Here is a 22,283-nt window from a genome sequence, read left to right as displayed (position 1 = left end):
GCGGGGGCTTGCTCGGCGCAACCGCACAGCACGCGGCCAGCCCCTCCTTTTCTATAGATTCTTTCCGATATGCCATAGCCGGCGGCAATATTCCACATAATCGGCATGATTCAAAATATTCGAAAATCTATTGACATGTCGACAAAATACACGAAAACTGCATCTGCAAAACACATAAAAATGGAGGGGAAGTCCATGAAGATTGCCTATCTTCGCCGGCTTTGTGCGGCAGCGATCCTCGCGGCAGGCACGGCCGGCGCGGCGCACGCCAATGAAACGGAAGCCGTGTTCGGATTCTCGGGCTGGTCGGTCGGCTACCTGCCCACGGCGATCGCCCTCGATCGCCTGGCGGACATGGGCTACGACATCAAGGCTGTCGAGCTGGGCGGCAACAGCAATCAGTTGCAGGCCGCCGCCACCGGAGCGATCGACATCTCGGCCATCGCCCAGATACTCGACGCCATGGACCAGGGACTGGACAGCAAGTTCTTTCTCGCCGGCAATTCCAATGAATTCCTGCTCGTCTCGAAGACCGGCCTGAACACCTGCGCATCCCTGGACGGGAAATCGCTCGGCATTCATTCGGTCGGTTCCTTCGTCGGTCAGCTCGCGCTCCAGTATCTGGCGGCGAACTGCCCCGACACGAAAGCCAACGTCACGGTCATCGAGGGATCGGAAAACCGCCTCGCCGCCCTGATCGCCGGGCAGTTGGATTCCAGCGTCATCGATCTGCAGGACTGGACGCTCCTCAACGCCAAGATGCCCGGCAAGTTCGAGATCACCAGCGATTTCACCAGCACCATGCCGATCATGCGCGCCGCCTTCGCCGCCAGGCCGGACTTCATCGCCACGCACCAGAACCTGGTGATGGATTGGGTCAAGGTCCATCTGGACGTCTACCGGGAGATCTACGAGAACCCGCAATTGCTCACCGACAAGGGCCTGGAACTGCTCGGGGAAATCGACCCCGAAGTGCTCCCGAAGCTGGTCGCTGCTTTCGTCGAAGCGAAGATCTGGCCGGCCGATGGCGGCCTGTCGGAATCCTCCGTTCAGGAGACGATCGACTTCTTCAACAATGACGGCGAACCCTTCCAGAAAATCACCGCCGCCGATGTCGTGGACAGAACCATCCTGGACAAGGCGCTTGCCGACAGATGACGAGCAACGCGCCTTCGCGGCAAGCCGGTGCTTGGGGCCACCGGCTTGCCGCTTCTCTTACCGAGACGTTCTGGGGACGGCTGGCTCTGCGAATGACCGCCCTGGCGGTCTTCCTTGCCGCCTGGCAACTGGCGGGCGATGACAGCATCGCCCTGCTCTTCCCCACGGCCACGCGCACCTTTCAGGCATTCATCGAACTGATGGCCGACGGGCGCCTGCCGCTCGGCCTGCTGATCACCGGACAGGCGCTTGTCACGGGTTACGCCATCATCATCGGCCTGGGCGTGCCGCTCGGCGTTCTCATCGCCCGCTTTCCCCTGGCCGACCGCGCCATATCGCCTTACTTCACCTTCCTCGTCGCCGTGCCGATCATCGCCATTGTCCCGGTGGTCCAGGCTCTGCTCGGCCTGACCTTTGCCGCCCGCGTCACCGTCATCGTCCTGTTCGGCATCTCCTACGTCGTCATCAACAGCGCCATCGCCGTGCGCCGCATCAAACCGGACCTGATCGAGATGGCCGCCAGCTTCGGCGCCCGCCGCTTCACCATTCTGAGCCAGGTGGTGCTGCCGGCCGCCGTGCCCGGCATCATGACCGGCGCCCGACTGGCGCTCGGCCAGGCGCTGATCGGCATGGTGGTGGCCGAACTGACCATCGTCGGCGCCGGCGTCGGCAGCCTCATCGCCGAGCTGCAGGGGCGCTTCAAGGTGGCCGCCGTGCTTGCCGTCGCCATGACCATCGTCCTGATCGGCCTGTGCCTGCTCAGCCTCGTGGAAATGCTCGAGCGGCGTTTCAATCGTTGGAGCCTTGTCAAATGAATGGTCCTGCCACACCCGCCATCGAGGTGCATGACGTTTCCAAATTCTTCGTCTCCGCCGACGGACGCAAAACCCGCGCCCTGGACAAGGTGAACCTGTCCGTCGGGCGCGGCGAGTTCGTCTCCATCATCGGCCCGAGCGGCTGCGGCAAGACGACGATGCTGAAGATGGTCGCCGGCATTCTCGGCTGGGACGAGGGGCAAATCAGCGTCATGGGAGCGCCGGTTTCGGGTCCCGGACCCGAGCGGGCGACGGTTTTCCAGTCCTTTGCCCTGCTGCCGTGGCTGACCGTGCTCGACAATGCCGCCTTCGGCCTGAAAATGCGCGGCGAGGACAAGGCGACCCGTCATGCCAAGGCACGCACCCTCCTCGAAACCGTCGGGCTCGGCGACTTCGCCAACGCCTATCCGACCGAGCTCTCCGGCGGCATGCAGCAGCGGGTCGGCCTGGCGAGGGCCCTCGCCGTCTCGCCCAACGTTCTCCTGATGGATGAGCCTTTCTCGGCCATCGACGCACAGACGCGGCTGATCCTGCAGACAGAATTGCTCGACGTCTGGTCGCAGACCGACTTGTCCGTCCTCTTCATCACCCATGCGATGGACGAGGCGGTGTTCCTGTCCGACCGTGTCATCATCATGGGCGCGCGGCCGGGCCATGTCACCGACGTGATCGACGTGGACCTGCCGCGCCCGCGCACCGAGGAAACCCGCCGCGATCCACGTTTCGTCGAATTGACGGCGCGCGTCTGGGACCGCCTGCGCGGCATGATGGCCGATGAGCGGGCGGGCACGCCATCATGAACCGCGTGCTCCTTCGCACGGGCCGATGGTTCAATCCGCCGTTCCTCCTTTCACTGGCCGTCCTGGCCGGCGTCTGGGAAATTGCCGGGCGCAGCGCCGACATCCTGACGCTGCCGCCGCTCAGCGCCGTGCTTGCCGCCTTCGCGCGCCTGTGGACAAGCGGCGCGCTGACCGCTCCGCTGCTCGACAGCACCCTTGCCCTTCTGACCGGCCTGGCGATCTCGCTCGCTGCCGGCAGCGTCATCGGCATCGGCATGGGCCTTTCGCGCGTGGTCGACGTGGCGGTGGGACCTTTCGTCAAGGCCGGGCTTTCCGCGCCGATGATCGCTTTCGTGCCGGTGTTCATGATGATCTTCGGCATCGGCTCGCAGACCAGGATCGCCACCGTCATCGCCTTCTCCGTGTTCGTCGTCGCGACGAACGCGGCAACCGCCGTTCGCTCGACCGACCCGGCCCTTCTGGAAATGGCGCGCTCGTTCGGCGCCGGCCGCTGGCGCATTCTGGGCGAAATCCGCCTGCCGGCGGGCGCGCCCTATTTCCTCGCCGGACTGCGCCTCGGCGTGGCGCGCGGCATCAAGGGGCTGATCAACGGCGAGGTGCTGATCGCCATCATGGGCATGGGCGGCCTGGTCAAGAAATACGGCACCGTGTTCTCCATGGACCAGCTCTATGCCGTGATCCTGCTGATCGTCCTCTACGCCGCGCTGGCCGTTGGCGGCGTCACGCTGCTTGGCCGCCTGTTCCTGACGGAGTACAAGAAATGACGCGACCCAACGTGGCGGTGCTCGTCGGCAGCCTCAGCGCGCGGTCGATCAACCAGCGCCTGAGCCTGGCCTTGCAGGCGGCGGGGAGCGAATTCCTTTGCTTCGCGCCGGTCGATATCTCCTACCTGCCCCTTTACAACCGTGACCTCGACGGAGATCTGCCTCCGGCGGTGAAGCGGCTGAAGAAGCAGGTGGAAGCGGCCGATGGCCTGCTGTTGGTCACGCCGGAATACAACAGGTCGGTCCCGTCCGTTCTGAAGAATGCGCTGGATTGGGGATCCCGCCCTTACGGTGCGAGCGCATGGCGCGGCAAGGTCGCGGCTGTGGCCGGGGCGTCCACCGGCGCGCTCGGCACGGCGGTCGCCCAAACCCATCTGCGCACCATACTGACCCATCTCGACATCCTCACCCTTCCCCAGCCGGAACTCTACGTGAAGGTCACCGACGCGCTCTTGAGCGAGACGGGAGACGTCCTCTCGCCCGATTTCGAGCGCCTGCTGGTTGATTTCATGCAGCGGTTTGCCGCGATGATCGGCAGCGGCCGCGCTTGATCGCGCACTCTCAATAGCCCTTCCCCGGATCGATGCAATGCAGCGGATCCTGACCCGACAGGATCAGGCGAATGCTCTCCGCGACGTCGCGCGCCGCCATTTCCGGCACGGTGATGCTTGCCAGATGCGGCGTGATGTACACGTTCTCCATGTCCCAGAAGGGATGGTCCGGCGACAGCGGCTCGTTTTCGAAGACATCGAGCGTCGCCCCGCCCAGGTGGCCATCCCGGAGCGCCGCGATGAGCGCGTCTTCATCGACCACCTGGCCCCGCGACGCGTTGATGAATTTCGCGCCCTTCGGCAGGCCGTCGAACACGTCCGCGCCGATCAGCTTTCTCGTCTGCCCGGTCAGCGGCATCATGTTCACCAGAATATCGAGATCGCCGAGGAAATCGTCCCAGCCGCCGGCGTGCCGCATGCATTTGACGCCGGGAACCTGCTTCTCCTCCTTGTCCAGGCCGCGCACGTCGAAGCCGAGTTCGGCAAGCGCCGTGGCCACGGCCGCCCCAAGCACGCCCAGCCCGACAACGCCGACGCGCGTCTGGTGCAGGGGTCGAGGATGGATGTAATGCCACTCCCGCCGCCGCTTGGCCTGCTCGAAGCTCGGCATGTCGCGCGCATAGCGGATGACGGCGAACAGCACGTAGCTGCGCATCAGGGCGATCATGCCCTTGTCGGACAGGCGCGAGATCGGCACGTCGGGCAGGTCATCGCGGTTGGTCAGCGAATCCACCCCCGCCCCCAGGTTCACCACCAGTTGGAGATTTTTGAACCCGGCGAAGAATCCGGGTTCCGGACGCCAGACCAGCGCGAACCGCACCTCGTCGGGGTTACCCACGTCCGGATGCACGCGGAAGTCCAGCTCCGGCAGCATCTCCTTCAGAGCCACCCGCCATGGTTCCGGTTCATCGAACTGGGAATAGAAAACCAGGGCGCCGGGCTTTTCGGACGATCGGACCAGCGTATCGTCAGCCGCCGCATTCAACCCCTTGGACATAGTTCACCTCTCACGATTGGGAATTGGAACGCCGGTGCGGCGTCTCGAAAGTGCTGGGAAACCCTCTGTTCGCAGCCGCTAGGGCATTTTTCGTGAATACAAGTTCACTCAAAACACCCTATCTGTTTGTTTTCGCCGCATTTATGCGACGCCAGATGAACCATTTAGCTGAAGAATGCTCTAGTACATCAGGCTCGGGAGCCAGGTCGACAGGCTGGGAAAAACGATCAGCAGGAACAGGAAGCCGATGAGCCCCAGCAGAAACGGCGTGTTCGCCTTGACGACGGCCATAACCTCCTCATTGCCGATCCGCGCCGCCACGAGCAGGGCAAGCGCCACCGGCGGCGTCACCTGGCCGATCACCACCGTGACCACCATGAGAACCCCGAAATGGACGAAATCCACATGCAGCGTCAGCAATGACGGCATCAGGACAGGCATGATCATCGGGATCAGCGGGTCCAGGATCATCCCGGCGATCAGCGCCAAGAGGAGCAGGACGCAGATCTGCGCGATGTTGGAATCGAACGGGAAGAGAAATTCAAGGCCATCGGCCAGGGCGATCGGCACCCGGGCCTGAGACAAAGCCCATCCAAGCGCCACCGAAAAGCCGACGACGACGAGGACCTCTCCCGTCAGGACGGTGGCTTCGACCATCACCCTGCGCAATTCACCGAACGTCAGGCTGCGATAGATCGCCATCGCCAGGAACAGCGCATAGGCAACGGCGAACGCACCCGCTTCCGAAGGGGTGAAAACGCCGAAGACCAGACCGCCCAGCACCAGGGTCGGGAGACCCATCGGCAACAGGGCGCCGCGCCCGGTGCGCATCACCTCGCCCCACTCGAAGCTTTGCATCGGCTTCCAGCCGTGGCGGCGGGCGAGAACGGCGATCACCAGCATCAGCACGGCGGCCATCAGGATGCCGGGCAGAACGCCGGCAAGAAACAGCGCCCCCAGCGAGGTGCCCGTCACCGCCGAATAGAGGATCATCGGCGAGCTTGGCGGCACCAGGACGCCAATCCCGGAGGCGGTCGCCGTCAGGGCGGCGGAGAATGGCCCCGGATAGCCATTCTGCTTCATCTTCGGGATGATGATCGACCCGCTGCCGGCCAGATCGGCCACCGAGGTGCCGATCATGCCGCCGAACATGAGGCTGACGGCCACATTGACGTGGGCGAGCCCGCCGCGCATCCAGCCGAAAATGGCGCTGGCAAAGGCAAACAGCCGGTCGGCGATGCCCGATGCGTTCATGATGCCGCCCGCCAGAATGAACAACGGCAGCGTGACGAGGATGTAGTCGGTTATGCCGCCGAGTGTCTGCTGAGGCAGGGCAAGATCCCAGCCGCCGCTGAATGCGAGGAAGACGATGACCGCGGTGGCCAGCGCGATGATGATCGGCACGCCCGCAACGGCAAGAGCGCACAGGGTGAGAATGGTCGCCAACGCGAGCAGCAGCATGCCGTTACCCCTTCCGGTTCAGGATCGAGATCGCCAGACTTGCCGAAAGCCCGGCGCTGGCGAAGAAGAGCCCGGTGATCGCTATGGATTTCGGCAGGCCGAGGATGGGTGACTTGTCGCCGCCGAAGATCATCAGGTACTGCCAGGTCAGCCAGGAAAAATAGGCCATGACCGCAGCACCCAGCACCGCGCAACCGACCGCCAGAAACCGTGTTCCACGACGCGGCAGCCGGTCGGCCAGGATGTTGCAGCAGATGAGGCTCTGCCGCAGCGCCGCCAGAACGATGCCGGTCGCGGCCACCCAGACGAGGATGTTGACCACCACCTCTTCGGTCCATGGAAGCGGCGCCGCAAAGAGGTAGCGGCCGAGCGCATTGGCGAACACCAGAAGGGCAAGCAGGCTGATCAGGACCACGGCCATCGCCTCGAGGACGAAGTTGATGCCTTTCAGCAAATTGCCCGCGCCAAGCGTCCAGCCGACATCCCGCATATGCACTTCGCTCAACGGGCTCATGATCCCGCCGCCCCGGTTTCGCGCATAAGGCGGTGCTGGAAAAGCCGGCCGTAGCCGGGCTTGGCACCGTTCACGCCGGAAATTTCCAGGCAATGCCAGAACGAGGCCTGGATGGCTGAGATGACGGGCTTGCCAAGCGCCTGCTCCAACGCCTCGATCGCGCCCACGGACCAGAAGTTCGTGCAACTGATGAAAATTGCGCTCGCCTCCGGCGTATCGACGGACAGAGCCAGCTCATAGACCTTCTCGATAGGAACTTCGGCCAGTGCCTGATCCTTGTCGATGCCGAGATTGCGGTGCGAGACGACCTTGTGGCCGTTCTCTTCCAGAAATCGGATCGCCCGGGCCTGGACGGCGTCCACATAAGGGGTCGCCAACGCAACGGTCCCCGCGCCCACCGCAGCCAACGCGGCCAGCGAGGCCGTCGAGGCAGTTGTGACCTTCGGTCCCGGCGCCCAGCGCTTGAGCTTTTCGATCAGGGCGTGATCGTAGGCGGTTCCGTGCAGGAAGGAGGCGCTGGTGCCACCGAAGCACAGCACATCGATGGGGGCGGAGCCGAGAAGCTCCGCCGCCTGTCTGAGTTCGGGAGCGTTCATCATCTCCTCGATGCCCTCGACCGTCACCTTGGGCAGCTTGATGCGCGTGGTGTGGATGGCCACGCCCGGCGCGGCCATCGCCCACATTTCCGATTCCATGGCAATGCTCGACGCCATGAAGATCAACCCGATCCGAGCCGAGGTACCGTTGCCGTCGTAGCGCATGCGGGGTTGCACCCGGTTCTGCGTGGCGGGAGCGTCCATGAAATCCTCCGGTAGGAATGGGTTATTCGGTCAGCGCGACGACTTGCGCCATGAAGTCAGGCGTCACGATCGCACCGATTTTCTCATGAATGGGCGCTGCGGCCTTCTTGAAAGCCACCAGGTCCGGCGTGTTGACCTTGACGCCGGCCTTCTCGAATTCGCCGATCAGCTTCGCATCGCTCTCATTGGAGAGTTCGCGGGTTGCTTCAGCACCGATCCTGGCAGCGGCGACCACCTTGGCCTGCAATTCCGGTGACAGGCTGTCCCACGTGCCGCCATTCATCGTCAAAGTAATCGGCGAGTAGACGTGGTTGGTCAGCGAGACGTACTTCTGGACTTCGTGCAGCGAAAATTCCTTGATCACCGAAAGCGGATTTTCCTGGCCGTCGAGCGCACCCTGGCGCAGGGCCACATAAACATCGCCCAATGACATGGGTGTCGGCGCGGCGCCCAGCATCTCGAACGCCAGAATGCGTGTCTTGCTGCCGGGCGTGCGCAGTTTCAGGCCAGCCAGATCTTCAGGCGTTTCGATGGGACGAACATTGTTGCTGACGGCGCGAAAGCCGAGCTCACCGAAGCCGATAACCTGCAGGTTTGCCTTTTCACGCAGCGATTTTGTCAGCCAGTCGCCGAGCTCACCATCGAGTGCCTGTCGGGCGGCCTCCTTGGTCGGAAAAAGAAACGGCGCGTCGAAGACGGCAAACTTGTCGTCGAGCTGGACGATATCCGAGCCGAGCGGCACGACCTGTGCCTGTCCGGCGCGCAGCAGCTCCGTCAGGGCCGATTCATCGCCAAGCGCGCCGCCCTCGAAGAATTCCAGCGTGACCTCATCGCCGGCGCTTTCGGCAAGCGCATCGCGAAAATGAGCCAGCATGACGTTCAGCGGATCGCCCGGCGTCGTCTCGACGGCGAGGCGCAGGTTCGTTTGAGCCGAAGCCCCCTGGCCGGTGTAGGAAAGACCAAGCATCGCCATGGCGACGAATGCGGTTCTTGCAAAATTTCTCATTGTGTTCCCCTTGCGTCCTTCTTTGCGAAGAGCACGAGAAACGCCGGCCTTTTCGGCTTGCCTCAGCGGGACATCGAGCGGTGCCGGCATTTGAATCTGGACAGGTCATCGCTCACGCGACGCCATTCAAAGCACCGGTCGTTTCCTGATCCCGTTTTCGGCGATGGAGAGCTTGATCGCCCTCTTCGTCTGGTCTTCCAAGCCGCCCGCCACTTGTTTCAGCGGTGCGGTGCCGTCTGGCCGCGCTTTTGTTCCCCGCGCGTACACAGACACGTTGCCGTAGCCGTCTTCATAAGTAAAATAGCATTATGTGTCCCGTAGGATAGGGTTAAACTATGCAATTCTCCCTGCGCACCCTGCGCTACATCGTGGCGATCGCCGACACGGGAACGGTCACCAAGGCCGCCCGCCAGCTCAACATCTCGCAGCCGTCGATCTCGGCGGCGCTGCAGACCGTGGAAGACAATATCGGGGTGCGCCTGTTCCTGCGTCACCACGCGCGCGGCGTCACCCCCACGGTGGCCGGGCGCCGTTTCGTCAACGAGGCGCGGCAGTTGCTGAAGCAGGCGCGCGACTTCGAGCGCAGCGTCGAGTCACTGGGCTCGGCGATCACGGGCGAGATAACGGTTGGCTGCTTCCTGACGCTGGCAACACGCTACATGCCGGGCTTGCTGTCGGAATTCGCCCGCGCCATGCCTGGCATCACGGTGCGGCTGGAAGAGGGAAACCAGCAGGAGATCGTCGAGGGCTTGATGGCGGGCCGCATGGAGATCGCGCTCGCCTACGCCTATGCGCTTCCAGGTGAAATCGCCAGTGAGAAGCTGACCGACCTGCCGCCCTACCTTCTCGTCTGCTCGGACCATCCCGCCGCGGCCCAGTCCAGGATCAGCCTCAAATCCATTGCCGCGGAGCCGTTCATACTGCTCGACCTGCCCCATTCGCGCGACTACTTCATGAACCTTTTCACGACCTGCGGAACGCTTCCCCACATCGTCTACCGCTCGAAATCCTATGAGCTCATTCGCGGGCTGGTCGGGCATGGCCATGGATACACGATCCACAATGCCCTGCCCGGGACCTCGATCACCTATGACGGCAGCCGGGTCACCGCACGGCCGATCACCGAGAAGATGCCGGCCGTCCAGGTAATGTGTCTTCATTTGGGGCGGCAGACGATGCGGCCGGCGGTGCGCGCGTTCGCCGATTTCCTGCAGAGCGCTTTTTCCCAGACCGGAATGTTCGCCACGCCGGCGATCGAGGCGCGCAAGCCGTGACGCCCTGGCCGACCCGCGCCTAAGAGACCGACTGGACATGGATCAGAGGAAGCCGAAAATGGTGATTTTCGAGCCCCGGAGCGGAGGAAATCGCCATTTGCAGGCCGCTCTCATCCATTTCCAGACGGTCTCTATAGCATTTTGCAGCCAGGTGGAATCACCTGACGTCCGCATAAATGCGAAGAAACAATGAGATAGACCGGTTCAGCGTTTCCATGAAACGCTGAACCGGTCTAGCTGCTGTTCTTCGCCTCGAGCGTAAGCAGCACATCCGCCGCCGATCCCGCCAGGAGATCGACATGTTCGCGCATGAACTGATGCGCGTCGTCCTCCTCGCCGGCCTCGATTGCCTTGACGATCTTCCAGTGCTCGGCAACCGTACGCGTCATCCGGCGCGGCTGGAAGGTGATGTGCCGCCGATAGACATTCACGCGATTGCGCAGCTTTCGCACCTCGTCCTGCAGGTATGTGCTGCGTGCGCCGGTGTAGATCGTTTCGTGGAAATCGGTGTTTGCATCGAAAAAGCCGTCATGATCGCCGGCCGCGGCGCGCTCCTCGCAGACGGTGTTGTGCTTGCGCATTTCCGCCAGTTCTTCCTCGCTCATGCGCCGCGCGCACAGCCGTGCGCAAAGCCCCTCGAGCTCGGCCATCACCTGGAACATCTCGATCAGTTCCGTGGTGGTCAGCCGCCGCACCATGGCGCCCTGGTTGCGTCGGATTTCTACCAGGCCGCTTGACGCCAGATGCCGCAGCGCCTCCCGCACGGGAGTACGGGAAACTTCGAAGCGCTTGGCGAGCGCCTGTTCATCGAGCCGGTCGCCGGGCTTCAGGACATTGTGAAGAATATCATCCTCGAGCGCCTGAATGAGCGCGCTCGAGGTGGAGCCGCTTTCTTTGCTATCCTGTGCAACCTTGAGCATTCAAACCTCTTCATGCCGTTCAGGGACGGATATACCTGCAGACGGTATTATTCCATAGACCTCGACACAAAAGATCAAAAATTGCATACAATCCCACAGAAGATGCGAAGAGCGTCAGCCATGATCCACGGTGATGACCAAACAGGTGCTCTCGGTATCGCCTTCGTTCAGCGTGTAATGCGGGTCCTTTGGTTCGAACAGAACCGCCTGGCCCTTGGTCAGGGTAAACCGCTCCTTGCCCGTATCGAAGGTCATCTGGCCTTCGGCCACATAGAACACCTGTGACCAGTTGTCGTGGTGGTGCATCTCGCCACCGCCGCCCGGAGGGGCCTTCGATGCCTGAACGGAGAAGTTTCGCCCGGCGAAGGGCACGATATCGAGCACGTTGAGGTCGCCGAAATGATTGGGCGGGACCACGCCGCGCTTGTCGCCGTCTTTCCAGATTCTCATTGCCTGTTCCTCTGACTGGGCTTCCCGGCCGGGCAGCTAGGAGATGTATTCCATGTATGGGCTGATGACGGAGCGGACCTTGATCTGCACGAGCGCCGGCTTGCCGCTGGCGATGGCGTCCTTGATGGCTGCCTCGATGCTCTCGCCGTCCTGGCAGACATAGCCCTTGCAGCCGAGGCCCTCGGCAACCTTGGCCCAGTCCTTGCGCGGCAGGTTCATCTCGTAGGTCGCACCGAACTTGGCGTGCTGCGGCAGCGCGATGGCGCCCCACATCTCGTCATCGAGAACGGCGATGATGAAGGGCTTGCCGTAACGCTCGGCCGTGTCGAGTTCGGTCACATGAAACCCGACGCCGCCATCGCCGACAAAGACGATCACCGGTGTGCCCGGATCGGCGAATGCGGCGCCCGCACCGTAGGGCACTTCCGCGCCGAGCGTTCCCGACTGGCCGGCGCGCAGATACCGTCCCGGCGCATGGATGCGCAGCCGCGCATCGGCCCAGAAATCGACATTGCCGTGCGAGGAGACGTAGATGGTTTCCTTCGGCGCCGCACCGGTAACCAGATCGATCGCCGCGACGGGATGAAGCGCGCCATCCTGGCCGTCCGGGCCGCGCTGGGCGGACCATTCGGCGCCCCACTCGGCAAGCAGGGCCTGCACCCAATCCTTGTCTGTCCGCATCGCGGCAGCGTCGGCCAGGAGCGGCGCCACATTGGCCGGAGCGGCCGGGATCGCCAGATCCGCACGGCGGTTCCGGTGCAGCAATTCCGGATCCGAGGCGATCTGCACGACCCGCGTCTGGCCGCCGAGATGATCGCCGAACTCAAGGTCGAACTCGAAATGATGCCCGGCAAGGATCACGCAATCGGCCTCGCGCAACGCCCTGCGCAGCGTCCCGTTGCACGGGCTGTAGCCAGGCCCCATCCAAAAGGGATGATCTTCGTCGATGATGCCGCGCGCCAGGCGCAGGGTCGCGAACGGCAACCCGTGTTTCTCGATCGCCGCCTGCCAGCCTTCCGGCCCATCCCAGAACACCTCGTCTCCAAGCAGCAGCAGCGGACGTCGCGCCCGCGCCAATTCGTCGGCGAGAGCGGACGCATCCTGCGCCGAAGGTGCGGCACGCGCCGGCATGGGTGGCACGGCAGCCCGCAGGGTGGCATTGGCAGCCGAAGCCGCCATCACGTCGGCCGGGATTTCGAGGAAGACCGGACCGGGACGGCCGGCCCACATCTTGCGCCATGCAATGTCGAGATACTCCTGGATCCTGCCCGCATCGTGCACGCGCGCCGACCATTTGGTGACACTTGCCAGGATCGGCAATGGGTCGAAGGACATGCCCGCGCCACGCTCGAACGAGCTGATCGGCGCCTGCGCGGCGATGATGATCAGCGGCGTTCCGGCCAGCGTCGAAACCAGCGCCGGCGTCACCGTGTTGGTGGCGCCCGGCCCGAGCGTCACGACGACCGCGCCCGGCTTTCCCGTCACCCGCGACGCTGCCTCGGCCATGAAGCAGGCCGCCGCCTCATGCCGTGCATGAACGAGTGGCAGGTCAAGCTCCGAACAGGCCTTGTAGACCGGATTGATAGGCCCGCCGGAGACCGAGAAGACATTCTCGACGCCCGCCGTCTTCAGCCAGTTGACGACGGCCCAGCCACCGTCGCGCGATTCTTGTACTGTCATGTTCATCTGCCCATCCAGATTCTAGTAGGCGCGCGACTTGCCGCCATCGAGGGCAATCGCCGTTCCTGTGGTGAAGCGTCCGCGCGGCGAGCACAAAAGCGCGACCATTGCGCCAAAATCCGCCGGATCGCCGAAAGCGCCGAGCGGCACTTCCTCGAGCCATAGTGCCTCGGCCGCCGCCCGGTCGATCCTCTCGCGCTGCATGCTCGCGGCGATGAGATCCTCCATGCGGTCCGTCTTGAACGGCCCGGGGCACAGGCAATTGACGGTGATGCCGTGCTCGGCCAGCTCGATCGACAGTGATTTCGCCAGGCCGACGAGCGCCAGGCGGAGCGAATCGGACAGCACCATGTTCGGCTGCACGATCTTCACGCCGACGGTGGTGATGAAGAGGATCCGGCCGGCGGGCGATTGGCTGAGGTGCGGAATGACGGCCTGACAGAGATCGACCATCGGCAGCAGGGTTTCATCGAGCGCGCGCTGCCATTCGGCGCGCGGAATGTCGATGAAGGGACCGGAAAGCGGCCCGCCCGTATTGCCGACGAAAATGTCGAGCCCGCCAAATCTGTCGACGGCCCGGTCGACCGCCGCCGCCAGGGTCGTCTGCTCCGACAGGTCGACGCGCAGCGCAACCGCATCGGCCGCGCCCGCTTGCAGCAATTCATCGACGAGATCGGCCATCCGTTCTGGATCGCGTCCGGCCACGGCAACGCTTGCGCCTTCCCGCGCCAGCGCAAGGGCCGAAGCACGCCCCAGGCCGCGTGAAGCGGCGGTGATCAGGGCGCGTTTTCCTTGCAGTTCGAGGTCCATTGGGCTCCATCACTCGACATTTCCGATGAAACATCGATTAGCATTCGCTACACACAGTGTCAAACTGTGTGGACAATAAAAAGAAGTTTGTATACATATCCATGAAGAACGCATGGTCGGAGTATGAATGACGCGGCCGCCGTTCCGACCCGCAAACCGCGCCATCGAGGAGGCATTCATGACTCATCATTCCCCACCGCTCATTCCCATCGTCTGCGGCAACAAGATCATCACGGAGGGTTCAGACGGCGTCGGACGGAGCATCGACCCGGCCACCGGGGAAGTGATTGCCGAGTTCGCCAGAGCCGGGCAGGAGGAGGTCGATCTGGCTGTCCGGGCCGCGCGCACGGCGTTCGATGAGGGTCCGTGGCGCCGCATGCGACCGTTCGAGCGCGGCCGCATCCTGCGCCGCATCGGCGACCTGATCCTCGAACGGCGCGAGGAGATTGCCCGCAAGGAATGCGCCGACAGCGGCAAGCCCCTGCGCGATGCCTATTGGGAAGTGGATTGTTCCGCGCGGTTCTTCGAATTCTACGGCGGCGCGGCCGACAAGCTGCAGGGCAATTCGATCCCGCTCGGGCCGGACTGGTCGGACTGGACCGTCAAGGACGCCGTCGGCGTCAGCCTGCACATCATCCCCTGGAACTACCCGTTCCAGTTGATCGCCCGTGGCGTCGCGCCGGCACTGGCCGCCGGCTGTTCGGTCATCATCAAGCCGTCGGCCGAGACCCCGGTGACGGCCTATGAGTTCATGAAGATCTGCCAGGAGGCCGGCCTTCCGGAAGGCCTGGTGAACCTCGTCAACGGACGCGGTTCAGTTGCCGGCGATCTGCTCGCCCGTCATCGCGGCGTCGATCAGATCACCTTCACCGGCTCCGTCCCGACCGGCGAGCGCGTCATGGTCGCCGCCGCTTCCCATGCGGTCCCCTGCAACATGGAGCTGGGCGGCAAGTCGCCGCAGATCCTGTTTGCCGATGCCGACCTCGACCGCGCCCTGCCGATCATCGCCGGCGGCGTCTTCACCCATTGCGGCCAGGTCTGCAATGCCGGCACGCGCCTGCTGGTGGAGCGCAGCATCCATGACACGGTTGTCGAAAAGCTCCATGAGCGCATCAAGTCGATGCGCCTCGGGGCGGGCATCGACGATCCCGATCTCGGCCCGCTGGTCAGCAAGGCACACAAGAGCGATGTCGAAGCCTTCTTCCAGATCGCCCGCAAGGAAGGCGAATTGCTCCTTGGTGCGGAAACCCCGCGCGAGGGGCCGTTGGCCAACGGCGCCTTCGTCCGCCCTGCCCTGGTCGTCGGCGCGGACAACAACACGCGCATCGCGCGCGAGGAAATCTTCGGTCCCGTGCTGACGATCATCCCCTTCGACGGTGCCGAGGAAGCCGCCCGCATCGCCAATGATTCCCCGTTTGGCCTGGTGGCCGGCGTCCACACGCGCAACATCGACGCGGCTCTTTCCATGGCTGAGAGGCTTCGCGTCGGCCAGGTGTGGATCAACGCCTTCTCCGTCGGCCTCGATGTCGAGTTCCCCTTCGGCGGCTACAAGCTCTCCGGCTTCGGCCGCGAGAAGGGCCTGGAAGCTCTCAGCGCCTATCAGCAGGTCAAGAACATCTGCATTCATCATCCCGTGCCGCGCTGACCCGACGATCGGTGAGCGCATACCTGCAAGTCCCTTCGCCCTCGGCCCCGGCCGGGGGCTTTTTTTGTAACCTGCCCAACGAAAAGCCTCGCCAGGCGAACCCGGCGAGGCTTTGAAAAATGCGGTGGACTTCGCCGGTTGGCGCTAACAGGCGGCAGTGTTCAGGCAGTTACCGGCCAGCGCCGATGACGCTCGTCGATGACGTAGGAATGCGCGTGCTGCCATCCTTCGGGCGTCGGCTCGGCATCTTCCAGGTGAGGATCGTCCGGCTGCAGGTCCGTATGCACATGCGCGACGACCTGCGGATCCTCCCGGGGCCAGACCCTGTAGGCGAGCACCGTCCCCGTGGCGGCAATGACGCCGAGCAGCGCCATGGTCTCGGTCATGCCCATGCGCGCGCCAAGCCAACCCGCCAACGGATAGGTGATGAGCCAGCAGCCATGCGACAAGGCGAAATGCGCGGCAAAGACGGCCGACCTGTCCGATGGCTGCGCCGACTTGCGCAGAAGCCGCCCCGACGGCGTCAGGATGAGCGAATAGGCGCCCCCGATGGCGAACCACACGACGATCAGCCCCGGCCAGCCAAGGCTGTCCATCGAACCCAGCGTCAGGCCGCAGGCGATGAACAATGTGGAAACGACGCCCGCCGTGACGAGCATGACGACACGGTCCGACAGGGCTTCCAGCACACGCGGCAGAAGAAGCGCCGCCAGCATCGAGCCTCCTCCATAGGCGGCCAGGGCAATGGCCACCGCCGCTTCCGCGCCGCCGAACTGCGTGCGCACGATGACGACCGTGTTGACGATCACCATCGCTCCGGCCGCCGCGGCTGCCAGATTGAGGGCCAGAAGGCCACGCAGCCTCGGGGTGGCCAGATAAATCCGCGTGCCGGACGAAAGCCGCTGGAGGAAGGAGCGCTCACTGGAACTTTGCGGCTGTTGGGGCAGCAGCACCGACAACACCAGGAAAGCCGACAGCACGAAGCCGACAACCGTGCCGCCGAAAAGCCAGTGATAGCTCATCAAGGTCAGAAGGAACCCGGCGATTGCCGGACTGGCGAGGCTCTCCAGGTCATAGGCCATCCGCGACAGCGAGAGCGCCTGCGTGTATTCCCGCTCGTCGGGCAGGATTTCAGGGATCAATGCCTGGAACGTCGGAGTGAAGGTCGCCGAGGCGGCCTGCAGCACGAAGATCAGGACGTAGATCTGCCATACGGCATCGACAAAGGGCAGGCATAGCGCCACCAGGGCGCGCACCACGTCCATGGCGATCAGCACCCGCCGAGGCGGCAGCCGGCTGACCAGCGCGTTGGCGACCGGCGCCAACCCGACATAAGCGACCATCTTGATGAACAGCGCCGTGCCCAGAACGACGCCGGCATCGCCGCCGGCGGCGTCGTACGCCAACAGGCCGAGCGCCACGGTCAGCAGGCCCGTCCCCAGAAGCGCAATGATCTGCGCGGCGAACAAGCGCCGGTAAACGGCATTGCGCGGCATTACCAGCATGCAAGCCTCCCATGGGCCGGCGCCGCGGGGTAGCGGCTACTTGCGGCCAAGCAGATTTCTGAACCACCCCTTGATGATTGCGCCCAGCAGGCCGAAGGCGTTCAGCTCGCTGGCACCGCGCCGGGCCTGGACCGGTGTGCCAGGCGGCGCTTCACTCGAACCCCCGGCGTCATGCGCGACCGCATCCATCTGCGTGCCTTCAGCAAGTTCAGCCTCCAGATTGGCTGCGAAATCCTCGGTCAACTTGCTGGCGACGGCCTCGACGATACCCCCTCGGGAGAACTGCGCCAAGGCACCTGAAAGCGTATAATCGACGCTGACGACCACCCGCGTGCTCCTGCCGCCATCGGTTTCTTCCAACACATAGCGGACATCGCCCTTGGCGCGCGATCCCTGGTTGCGGTCGATGCCGGTGCCCTTGATCGTGCCGGTGTAATTGGCCTCGTCGCTCTCGATCTCGGCCTGGCCGGCAAAGTTCGCCTTCACCGGGCCGAGCTTCACCGTCATCTGGCCTTTGACCATATCGCCGCTTGGCGGCTCGGTGAGGCTGGCGCCGGGCAGGCAGCCCGCCACCTTCTCGATGTCCTGAAACGCCGCCCAGACCTTCTGCCGGGGCTGGGCAACCGAAAACGTCTGCTTCAACTCAGCCATGATGCAAATTCCCTGTTTCCATGCCAGTGGTCTGACCAAAACAGATGGTACCCATCTGTTTCGATAAGTCAGCCCATAAGCTATTGATCTGGTGGGGCGATTTTTCCTAACAGATGGGAACCATCTGTGAGGATCGCACCACCAGGACGCCCAGGCGTCCTCATTCCACGCCGCACCAATCGTGGATGGTCAGCGCCATCACCTTGATCGACGTGATGAAATCCTCGATCGATACATGCTCGTCATTGGCGTGCATGACCGCTGTGGACCCCGGCCCGAAGATCACCGTCGGCGTATCGGCATATTTGTTGAGGAAGCGCGTGTCGGCCGCGCCCTGCCTGCCGGACATTTCCGGTTCCTTGCCCGTATGCTCCCGATAGACGCTGCGCAGCGTCTCGACGATCGGATGCGTCTGGTCGATCTCCGAGGCTTCCGCATCGTAGCCGACGAAGCGCACGACGGGCGGATGATCCTTCATCCAGGGGTCCTTTGCCGCCATGGCGGCGATCTTGTCGACCAGGCTCTGCTTGACGCCCTCGTGATCCTCGCCGGGCACCGTGCCGATCGATCCCTTCAGCACCGCGCTGTCGGGAAAGGCCGAAGGGTATCCGCCCGCCTGAAAACTGCCGATGAGGCACGGCAGGGAATCGATCGCGCTTGGATAAAGCGGATGCCTGACGGTTGCGACGCGCTCGTCTTCGAGCTCCTGCACGGCCTCGGCGATCTTGTTGCCCAGCTTGATGCCGCTGATGCCCAGATAGCGCTGCTGGACGCCGGCCGGCTTGCCCTGCACCGTGATCTCGAACCAGATCCGGCCGATGCAGGCCGGCTGGATCGCCAGGTCGCTTGTCTCGCCCGAAATGCCGGCATCCGCCCTATAGCCGCGCATGACGGTGTCGAGCGTGCCGTGGCCGCTGACCTCCTCGTCGATGACGACGTTGATATAGACATCGCCCTTGGTGCGCAGCCCCGATTGCTTGAGGAACTCGACGGCCAGGATATGGCTGGCCACGCCGCTTTTCATGTCCGCCGAGCCCCGGCCGTAGATGCGCCCGTCGCGAATGTTGGCCGCCCAGGGATCGTCGGTCCAGCCCGCACCGTCCCCGACCGGGATCACGTCCGTGTGCCCGTTGAGAAGCAGCGAACGCCCGCCGCCTGTTCCCTTGTAGGTGGCGACGATGTTCGGCCGGTTTTCGTAACCGCGCGCCACCGGCCGATAGCCGGGATGCTTCTTCAACGCTTCCCAGTCCGTTTCCCACATGTCGACATCGAGGCCGATCTTGTTCATGTGATCGGCGACGAATTTCTGGATCGCCGCCTCGTCGCCCGTGACGCTGGGTATGGCGATCATCCGGCGCAGGAACTCCACCGCGTAATCCCGGTTCTCCTCGATTCTATCGATGATGGCCTGACGGCGATCGACGGTCATTGTTTGCTCCTTTGAATATTCCGTGCCTCGTTTTCGCCGCGCGGCCGGGCGTCAGCGGCAAGCACCTGGCCGCTAATCCATCAGGCTGGGCAGCCAGAGGACGATGTCGGGGAAGAAAACCATCAGCACCATGAGCAGCAGGTTGATCATGATGAACGGAACAGCGGCCTTGTAGATGTCGCCGATCGTCACCGACGGCGGCGCGATGCCCTTCATGACGAACAGCGACAGGCCGAAGGGCGGCGTGATCGTCGCCATCTCCAGGTTGAGCATCATGATGGTGCCGAACCAGATCGGGTCCCAGCCCATCGCCTTGATGATCGGCAGGAAGATCGGCACCGTCACCAGGATGATCGACGTCTGTTCCAGGAACATGCCGAGAAAGATCACCACCAGCTGCATCAGCAGAAGCAGGACAAGCGGGTGAACCGGAAGATCGGTTGCAAAGCTGGTGATCGCCGTCGTCACGCCGGAGAAGCTCAGCAACTGGCTGAACCCTGCCGAACCCGTCAGGATGATCAGCACCATGATCGACAGGCTGGTCGCGGAACCGATGCCGGAGCGCAGCACCGACCAGCTCAGCTTTCCGTAGAGCCCGGCCAGCACGAAGGTGGCGAAGGCGCCGAGTGCGGCGGCCTCCGTCGGCGTCGCCACACCGAAGAAGATCGAGACGATCACGAAAACGATGACCGAAATCGGCGGCAGGAGGTGGATGGCTGTCTCGCGCAAACGCTGCGCCATCGGCACGTGCGGAACCTCGTAAGGCGGCGCCAGTTCCGGATTCAGCGTGCAGCGCACGACGATATAGCTTGCATACATCACGGCCAGCAGCAGGCCCGGAACGACGATGGCGATAAGAATCTTGGCGACTGAAAAGCCCCCCAGGCTGGCCAGGATGATGGCAAGCGTGCTCGGAGGTATGAGGATGGCAAGGCTTCCGCTGGCGAGGATCGGACCGAGCATCATCGACTTGGCATAGGCCCGCTGCCGCATCTCCGGCACCAGCGTAGAGCCGAGGATCGCCACGCTGCCCATGGCGACGCCGGTCAGCGCGCCGAGCACCGCCCCGGTGAGGATCGCCAGCACCGCCAGTCGCCCGGCGATGAAGCCGATCCAGTGATCGAGCACCTCGATCATCTTTCGCGCAATGCCGGAGTGAAACATGATCGCGCCCATCAGCACGAACATCGGCACCGGCACCAGGACAAAGGTCGAGATCGAACTTTCAATGCTCAGAATGATCTGGTTGAAGCCCGAAACGCCTCCCCAGAGGAAGTACACACCGACGAGATTGACCAGCATGAATGCGAAAGCGACCGGCAGCCCGATGAGCAGCAACACGCCCAGACCGGAGAAGAATGCCAGCAGATAGACCCACCATTCCATATCGTTTTATGCCTCGATGCGAAGTTCGTCGGAGGGTTCGAAGTCGCCGTGATAGGCGCTGCGCCCGCGGCGCAGAAACTCGATGCCCATCAGGAACGCCCCGACAGGTATGGGTATGAGGCCGATCGCCCGTGGAATCTCGAGTTCGGTCGCCACCATGATGCCGCGGGCCAGCGAGTGCTGGATGGCGACGGCGCCGAAATAGGCGACCAAGAAGCAGACCGCCGCCCCGATCAGCGAATTGACCAGCACCAGCCGTCGGGTGAGCGAAGGACGGCCGCCGGAGATAAGCAGGTCGATGGCGACATGCCCGTTGCTGCGCAGGACCCACACGCCGCCGAGAAATGTGAGATACACCATCGCCGTGCCGCTCAACTGGTCGATGCCGATGATGCCGTGCCCGGCCACACCGCGCAGGAAGACCTTGAACACAGTCGCCAGCATGATGGCGATCAGCAACAGGCTGGCGACCACCGCCAACGCATTCACCAGCCAGTCGTATAGTCTCTCAACGGTCTTCATCGAACTCACCTCCCGATTGGCTCTGCCCCGCGCACCTGCCGGTTGCGCCGCGACCCCGAGCGGTTCCGCGGCGCAACCCGAGCAGCGGGGCTACTGCTTGATCTCGAGCAATCGCGCGACGTCGGAAATCTGCTCCGGCGTCAGGACGCTTTTGTAGTAATCCCAAAGAGCGCTGTGGGCGATCTCGGTCCATTTCTGCGAGGCTTCGCCGGACAGATCCACAACCTCCATGCCGCCCTTCTTCATCAGCTCGACCTGCTCCTGTTCGTTCTTGGCGAACCAGTCCTGGGCGAAGAGCTGGGCTTCCTCGACCGCCTTGAGCAGGATCTCCTGCACTTCCGGAGCGAGGCTGTTCCATTTGTCGAGGTTCATCGCCAAGCCGGCACCGCTGCGGTACATCGGCTGGTTGATCAGATACTTCGCCACGGTCTGCCAGCCATTGCGCGTGTAGCCGTCGGCCACCGGCCAGGTGAAGCCGTTGACCGTGCCCCGATCGATCGCCAGGAAGATATCGCTCGGCGGCAAGGTGATCGGCTCGGCGCCGACCGCCTCGACGAAATGCCGCGTCAGCGGCGCGACGCGCAGTTTCTTGCCGCTCAGATCATCGACGGAAGCCACTTCGAAATTCGTGCTCAGGAAGTGGGTCCCCACGCCCACATCGCCGGCCGCGTGGGCGAGGTAGCGCACGCCCTTCTGCTCGAACAGATCGACCAGATAGTCATAAAGCTCGCTGCCGGGCCCATTGTCGGGGACTTTGTATGTCGACAGCTCGGTCACGTCGCCGCCCGGCACGACCCCGCTCCAGTAGTTGGGTGCGCCGTACCAGACGTCGAAGATGCCGTTGACGAGGGCTTCCGGCTGATCGAAGGTCGGCACCACATCCGACGCGCCGAGATAGTTGATCTCGACCTTGCCTTCGCCCAGGCGGTTCACGCTCTCCATGAACTTGTTGCCGATTTCGGCCGTGGGCGAAGGGCCGATGGGAAAGGCGCCGACCATCTTCAGGACGACCTTGTCGGCAGCGACAGCACCGCTGACGGTCGCCAGCGTCAGCAGCACCGCACCCAGCGCGCCACCCGCCAGCATCTTCATTTTTGCTTTCATGCTTCTGCTCCCATTTTTGTCGATTGCCGGATGCCGGCACC

The 22,283-nt window shown here is 63.5% G+C and carries 22 protein-coding genes; 7 read left to right on the top strand and 15 right to left on the bottom strand.

What is annotated here, in order from left to right; all coding sequences use genetic code 11:
* The first annotated feature begins 195 nt into the window (after positions 1–195).
* From AB843_RS10195 to AB843_RS10175, 5 genes are all read left to right on the top strand, one after another.
* Positions 196–1,158, top strand: coding sequence for an ABC transporter substrate-binding protein (locus AB843_RS10195; protein WP_048646742.1), 963 nt, complete (start codon positions 196–198; stop codon positions 1,156–1,158).
* Between the two features lie 92 nt (positions 1,159–1,250).
* On the top strand, positions 1,251–1,973 hold the full coding sequence (locus AB843_RS10190) for an ABC transporter permease (protein ID WP_048646741.1): 723 nt from the start codon (positions 1,251–1,253) through the stop codon (positions 1,971–1,973).
* A complete protein-coding gene (locus tag AB843_RS10185) occupies positions 1,970–2,773 on the top strand; it encodes an ABC transporter ATP-binding protein (protein WP_048646740.1) in 804 nt (267 codons plus the stop codon). The genes AB843_RS10190 and AB843_RS10185 overlap by 4 nt, the downstream gene beginning before the upstream one ends.
* A complete protein-coding gene (locus tag AB843_RS10180) occupies positions 2,770–3,537 on the top strand; it encodes an ABC transporter permease (protein ID WP_048646739.1) in 768 nt (255 codons plus the stop codon). The genes AB843_RS10185 and AB843_RS10180 overlap by 4 nt, the downstream gene beginning before the upstream one ends.
* A complete protein-coding gene (locus AB843_RS10175) occupies positions 3,534–4,088 on the top strand; it encodes an NADPH-dependent FMN reductase (protein ID WP_048646738.1) in 555 nt (184 codons plus the stop codon). Before AB843_RS10180 ends, AB843_RS10175 begins: the two co-directional genes overlap by 4 nt.
* A gap of 10 nt (positions 4,089–4,098) precedes the next feature.
* On the opposite strand, the gene AB843_RS10170 is transcribed toward AB843_RS10175, so the two are convergent.
* The 5 genes from AB843_RS10170 to AB843_RS10150 form a co-directional block, all read right to left on the bottom strand.
* Positions 4,099–5,085 (bottom strand): 2-hydroxyacid dehydrogenase, encoded by a 987-nt coding sequence (locus tag AB843_RS10170; protein WP_082143758.1) that lies wholly within the window; start codon positions 5,083–5,085, stop codon positions 4,099–4,101.
* Between the two features lie 180 nt (positions 5,086–5,265).
* Positions 5,266–6,546, bottom strand: coding sequence for a TRAP transporter large permease (locus tag AB843_RS10165; RefSeq protein WP_048646737.1), 1,281 nt, complete (start codon positions 6,544–6,546; stop codon positions 5,266–5,268).
* Positions 6,547–6,550: 4 nt separating this feature from the next.
* A complete protein-coding gene (locus AB843_RS10160) occupies positions 6,551–7,060 on the bottom strand; it encodes a TRAP transporter small permease (protein ID WP_082143757.1) in 510 nt (169 codons plus the stop codon).
* Complete coding sequence (locus AB843_RS10155) at positions 7,057–7,860, bottom strand: maleate cis-trans isomerase family protein (RefSeq protein ID WP_048646735.1); 804 nt, start codon at positions 7,858–7,860, stop codon at positions 7,057–7,059. Before AB843_RS10155 ends, AB843_RS10160 begins: the two co-directional genes overlap by 4 nt.
* Positions 7,861–7,882: 22 nt before the next feature.
* Positions 7,883–8,866 carry a TRAP transporter substrate-binding protein gene (locus AB843_RS10150; RefSeq protein WP_157384481.1) on the bottom strand — a complete coding sequence of 328 codons (984 nt, stop codon included), beginning with the start codon at positions 8,864–8,866 and terminating at the stop codon, positions 7,883–7,885.
* A 335-nt stretch (positions 8,867–9,201) separates the two neighbouring features.
* Here AB843_RS10150 and AB843_RS10145 point away from each other — a divergent pair, with 335 nt between their 5' ends.
* A complete protein-coding gene (locus tag AB843_RS10145) occupies positions 9,202–10,140 on the top strand; it encodes a LysR substrate-binding domain-containing protein (RefSeq protein WP_048646733.1) in 939 nt (312 codons plus the stop codon).
* Between the two features lie 233 nt (positions 10,141–10,373).
* Here AB843_RS10145 and AB843_RS10140 read toward each other — a convergent pair whose 3' ends face one another.
* The 4 genes from AB843_RS10140 to AB843_RS10125 all read right to left on the bottom strand — a co-directional run bounded on the left by AB843_RS10140 (position 10,374) and on the right by AB843_RS10125 (position 14,000).
* Positions 10,374–11,060, bottom strand: a complete 687-nt coding sequence (locus AB843_RS10140) for a GntR family transcriptional regulator (protein ID WP_048646732.1) — start codon at positions 11,058–11,060, stop codon at positions 10,374–10,376.
* 114 nt (positions 11,061–11,174) lie between these two features.
* Positions 11,175–11,510 carry a cupin domain-containing protein gene (locus AB843_RS10135; RefSeq protein WP_048646731.1) on the bottom strand — a complete coding sequence of 112 codons (336 nt, stop codon included), beginning with the start codon at positions 11,508–11,510 and terminating at the stop codon, positions 11,175–11,177.
* Positions 11,511–11,546: 36 nt separating this feature from the next.
* Complete coding sequence (locus tag AB843_RS10130) at positions 11,547–13,190, bottom strand: thiamine pyrophosphate-binding protein (RefSeq protein ID WP_162230638.1); 1,644 nt, start codon at positions 13,188–13,190, stop codon at positions 11,547–11,549.
* Between the two features lie 21 nt (positions 13,191–13,211).
* Entirely contained in the window at positions 13,212–14,000 is a 789-nt protein-coding gene (locus tag AB843_RS10125) for an SDR family oxidoreductase (protein ID WP_048646729.1), read from the bottom strand.
* Positions 14,001–14,178: 178 nt separating this feature from the next.
* Between AB843_RS10125 and AB843_RS10120 the strand changes: the two genes are divergently transcribed.
* A complete protein-coding gene (locus tag AB843_RS10120; RefSeq protein WP_053086119.1) occupies positions 14,179–15,645 on the top strand; it encodes an aldehyde dehydrogenase family protein in 1,467 nt (488 codons plus the stop codon).
* A gap of 161 nt (positions 15,646–15,806) precedes the next feature.
* Here AB843_RS10120 and AB843_RS10115 read toward each other — a convergent pair whose 3' ends face one another.
* From AB843_RS10115 to dctP, 6 genes are all read right to left on the bottom strand, one after another.
* Positions 15,807–17,150, bottom strand: coding sequence for an MFS transporter (locus tag AB843_RS10115; protein WP_048646728.1), 1,344 nt, complete (start codon positions 17,148–17,150; stop codon positions 15,807–15,809).
* A 36-nt stretch (positions 17,151–17,186) separates the two neighbouring features.
* Complete coding sequence (locus tag AB843_RS10110; RefSeq protein WP_053086117.1) at positions 17,187–17,801, bottom strand: SRPBCC family protein; 615 nt, start codon at positions 17,799–17,801, stop codon at positions 17,187–17,189.
* 160 nt (positions 17,802–17,961) lie between these two features.
* Positions 17,962–19,230 (bottom strand): ArgE/DapE family deacylase, encoded by a 1,269-nt coding sequence (locus AB843_RS10105; protein WP_048646727.1) that lies wholly within the window; start codon positions 19,228–19,230, stop codon positions 17,962–17,964.
* 72 nt (positions 19,231–19,302) lie between these two features.
* The gene (locus AB843_RS10100; protein WP_048646726.1) at positions 19,303–20,616 is read right to left on the bottom strand and encodes a TRAP transporter large permease; all 1,314 of its coding nucleotides are present in this window, start codon (positions 20,614–20,616) and stop codon (positions 19,303–19,305) included.
* A 6-nt stretch (positions 20,617–20,622) separates the two neighbouring features.
* The gene (locus AB843_RS10095) at positions 20,623–21,138 is read right to left on the bottom strand and encodes a TRAP transporter small permease (protein WP_048646725.1); all 516 of its coding nucleotides are present in this window, start codon (positions 21,136–21,138) and stop codon (positions 20,623–20,625) included.
* A gap of 90 nt (positions 21,139–21,228) precedes the next feature.
* Positions 21,229–22,242 (bottom strand): TRAP transporter substrate-binding protein DctP, encoded by a 1,014-nt coding sequence (dctP, locus tag AB843_RS10090; RefSeq protein ID WP_048646724.1) that lies wholly within the window; start codon positions 22,240–22,242, stop codon positions 21,229–21,231.
* Between the last annotated feature and the right edge of the window lie 41 nt (positions 22,243–22,283).

Source organism: Nitratireductor soli, assembly GCF_001050155.1.
In the GTDB taxonomy this organism is placed as follows: Bacteria; Pseudomonadota; Alphaproteobacteria; order Rhizobiales; family Rhizobiaceae; genus Nitratireductor; species Nitratireductor soli.
The sequence above is the reverse complement of the archived record's forward strand: the minus strand, read 5'-3'. Positions and strand labels throughout refer to the sequence as shown.

Excerpts from the sequence above, each read along its gene's own strand:
- AB843_RS10195 (WP_048646742.1), top strand. The coding sequence starts at position 196 with ATGAAGATTGCCTATCTTCGCCGGCTTTGTGCGGCAGCGATCCTCGCG.
- AB843_RS10190 (WP_048646741.1), top strand. The coding sequence starts at position 1,251 with ATGACCGCCCTGGCGGTCTTCCTTGCCGCCTGGCAACTGGCGGGCGAT.
- AB843_RS10185 (WP_048646740.1), top strand. The coding sequence starts at position 1,970 with ATGAATGGTCCTGCCACACCCGCCATCGAGGTGCATGACGTTTCCAAA.
- AB843_RS10180 (WP_048646739.1), top strand. The coding sequence starts at position 2,770 with ATGAACCGCGTGCTCCTTCGCACGGGCCGATGGTTCAATCCGCCGTTC.
- AB843_RS10175 (WP_048646738.1), top strand. The coding sequence starts at position 3,534 with ATGACGCGACCCAACGTGGCGGTGCTCGTCGGCAGCCTCAGCGCGCGG.
- AB843_RS10170 (WP_082143758.1), bottom strand. The coding sequence starts at position 5,085 with ATGTCCAAGGGGTTGAATGCGGCGGCTGACGATACGCTGGTCCGATCG.
- AB843_RS10165 (WP_048646737.1), bottom strand. The coding sequence starts at position 6,546 with ATGCTGCTGCTCGCGTTGGCGACCATTCTCACCCTGTGCGCTCTTGCC.
- AB843_RS10160 (WP_082143757.1), bottom strand. The coding sequence starts at position 7,060 with ATGAGCCCGTTGAGCGAAGTGCATATGCGGGATGTCGGCTGGACGCTT.
- AB843_RS10155 (WP_048646735.1), bottom strand. The coding sequence starts at position 7,860 with ATGGACGCTCCCGCCACGCAGAACCGGGTGCAACCCCGCATGCGCTAC.
- AB843_RS10150 (WP_157384481.1), bottom strand. The coding sequence starts at position 8,866 with ATGAGAAATTTTGCAAGAACCGCATTCGTCGCCATGGCGATGCTTGGT.
- AB843_RS10145 (WP_048646733.1), top strand. The coding sequence starts at position 9,202 with ATGCAATTCTCCCTGCGCACCCTGCGCTACATCGTGGCGATCGCCGAC.
- AB843_RS10140 (WP_048646732.1), bottom strand. The coding sequence starts at position 11,060 with ATGCTCAAGGTTGCACAGGATAGCAAAGAAAGCGGCTCCACCTCGAGC.
- AB843_RS10135 (WP_048646731.1), bottom strand. The coding sequence starts at position 11,510 with ATGAGAATCTGGAAAGACGGCGACAAGCGCGGCGTGGTCCCGCCCAAT.
- AB843_RS10130 (WP_162230638.1), bottom strand. The coding sequence starts at position 13,190 with ATGACAGTACAAGAATCGCGCGACGGTGGCTGGGCCGTCGTCAACTGG.
- AB843_RS10125 (WP_048646729.1), bottom strand. The coding sequence starts at position 14,000 with ATGGACCTCGAACTGCAAGGAAAACGCGCCCTGATCACCGCCGCTTCA.
- AB843_RS10120 (WP_053086119.1), top strand. The coding sequence starts at position 14,179 with ATGACTCATCATTCCCCACCGCTCATTCCCATCGTCTGCGGCAACAAG.
- AB843_RS10115 (WP_048646728.1), bottom strand. The coding sequence starts at position 17,150 with ATGCTGGTAATGCCGCGCAATGCCGTTTACCGGCGCTTGTTCGCCGCG.
- AB843_RS10110 (WP_053086117.1), bottom strand. The coding sequence starts at position 17,801 with ATGGCTGAGTTGAAGCAGACGTTTTCGGTTGCCCAGCCCCGGCAGAAG.
- AB843_RS10105 (WP_048646727.1), bottom strand. The coding sequence starts at position 19,230 with ATGACCGTCGATCGCCGTCAGGCCATCATCGATAGAATCGAGGAGAAC.
- AB843_RS10100 (WP_048646726.1), bottom strand. The coding sequence starts at position 20,616 with ATGGAATGGTGGGTCTATCTGCTGGCATTCTTCTCCGGTCTGGGCGTG.
- AB843_RS10095 (WP_048646725.1), bottom strand. The coding sequence starts at position 21,138 with ATGAAGACCGTTGAGAGACTATACGACTGGCTGGTGAATGCGTTGGCG.
- dctP (WP_048646724.1), bottom strand. The coding sequence starts at position 22,242 with ATGAAAGCAAAAATGAAGATGCTGGCGGGTGGCGCGCTGGGTGCGGTG.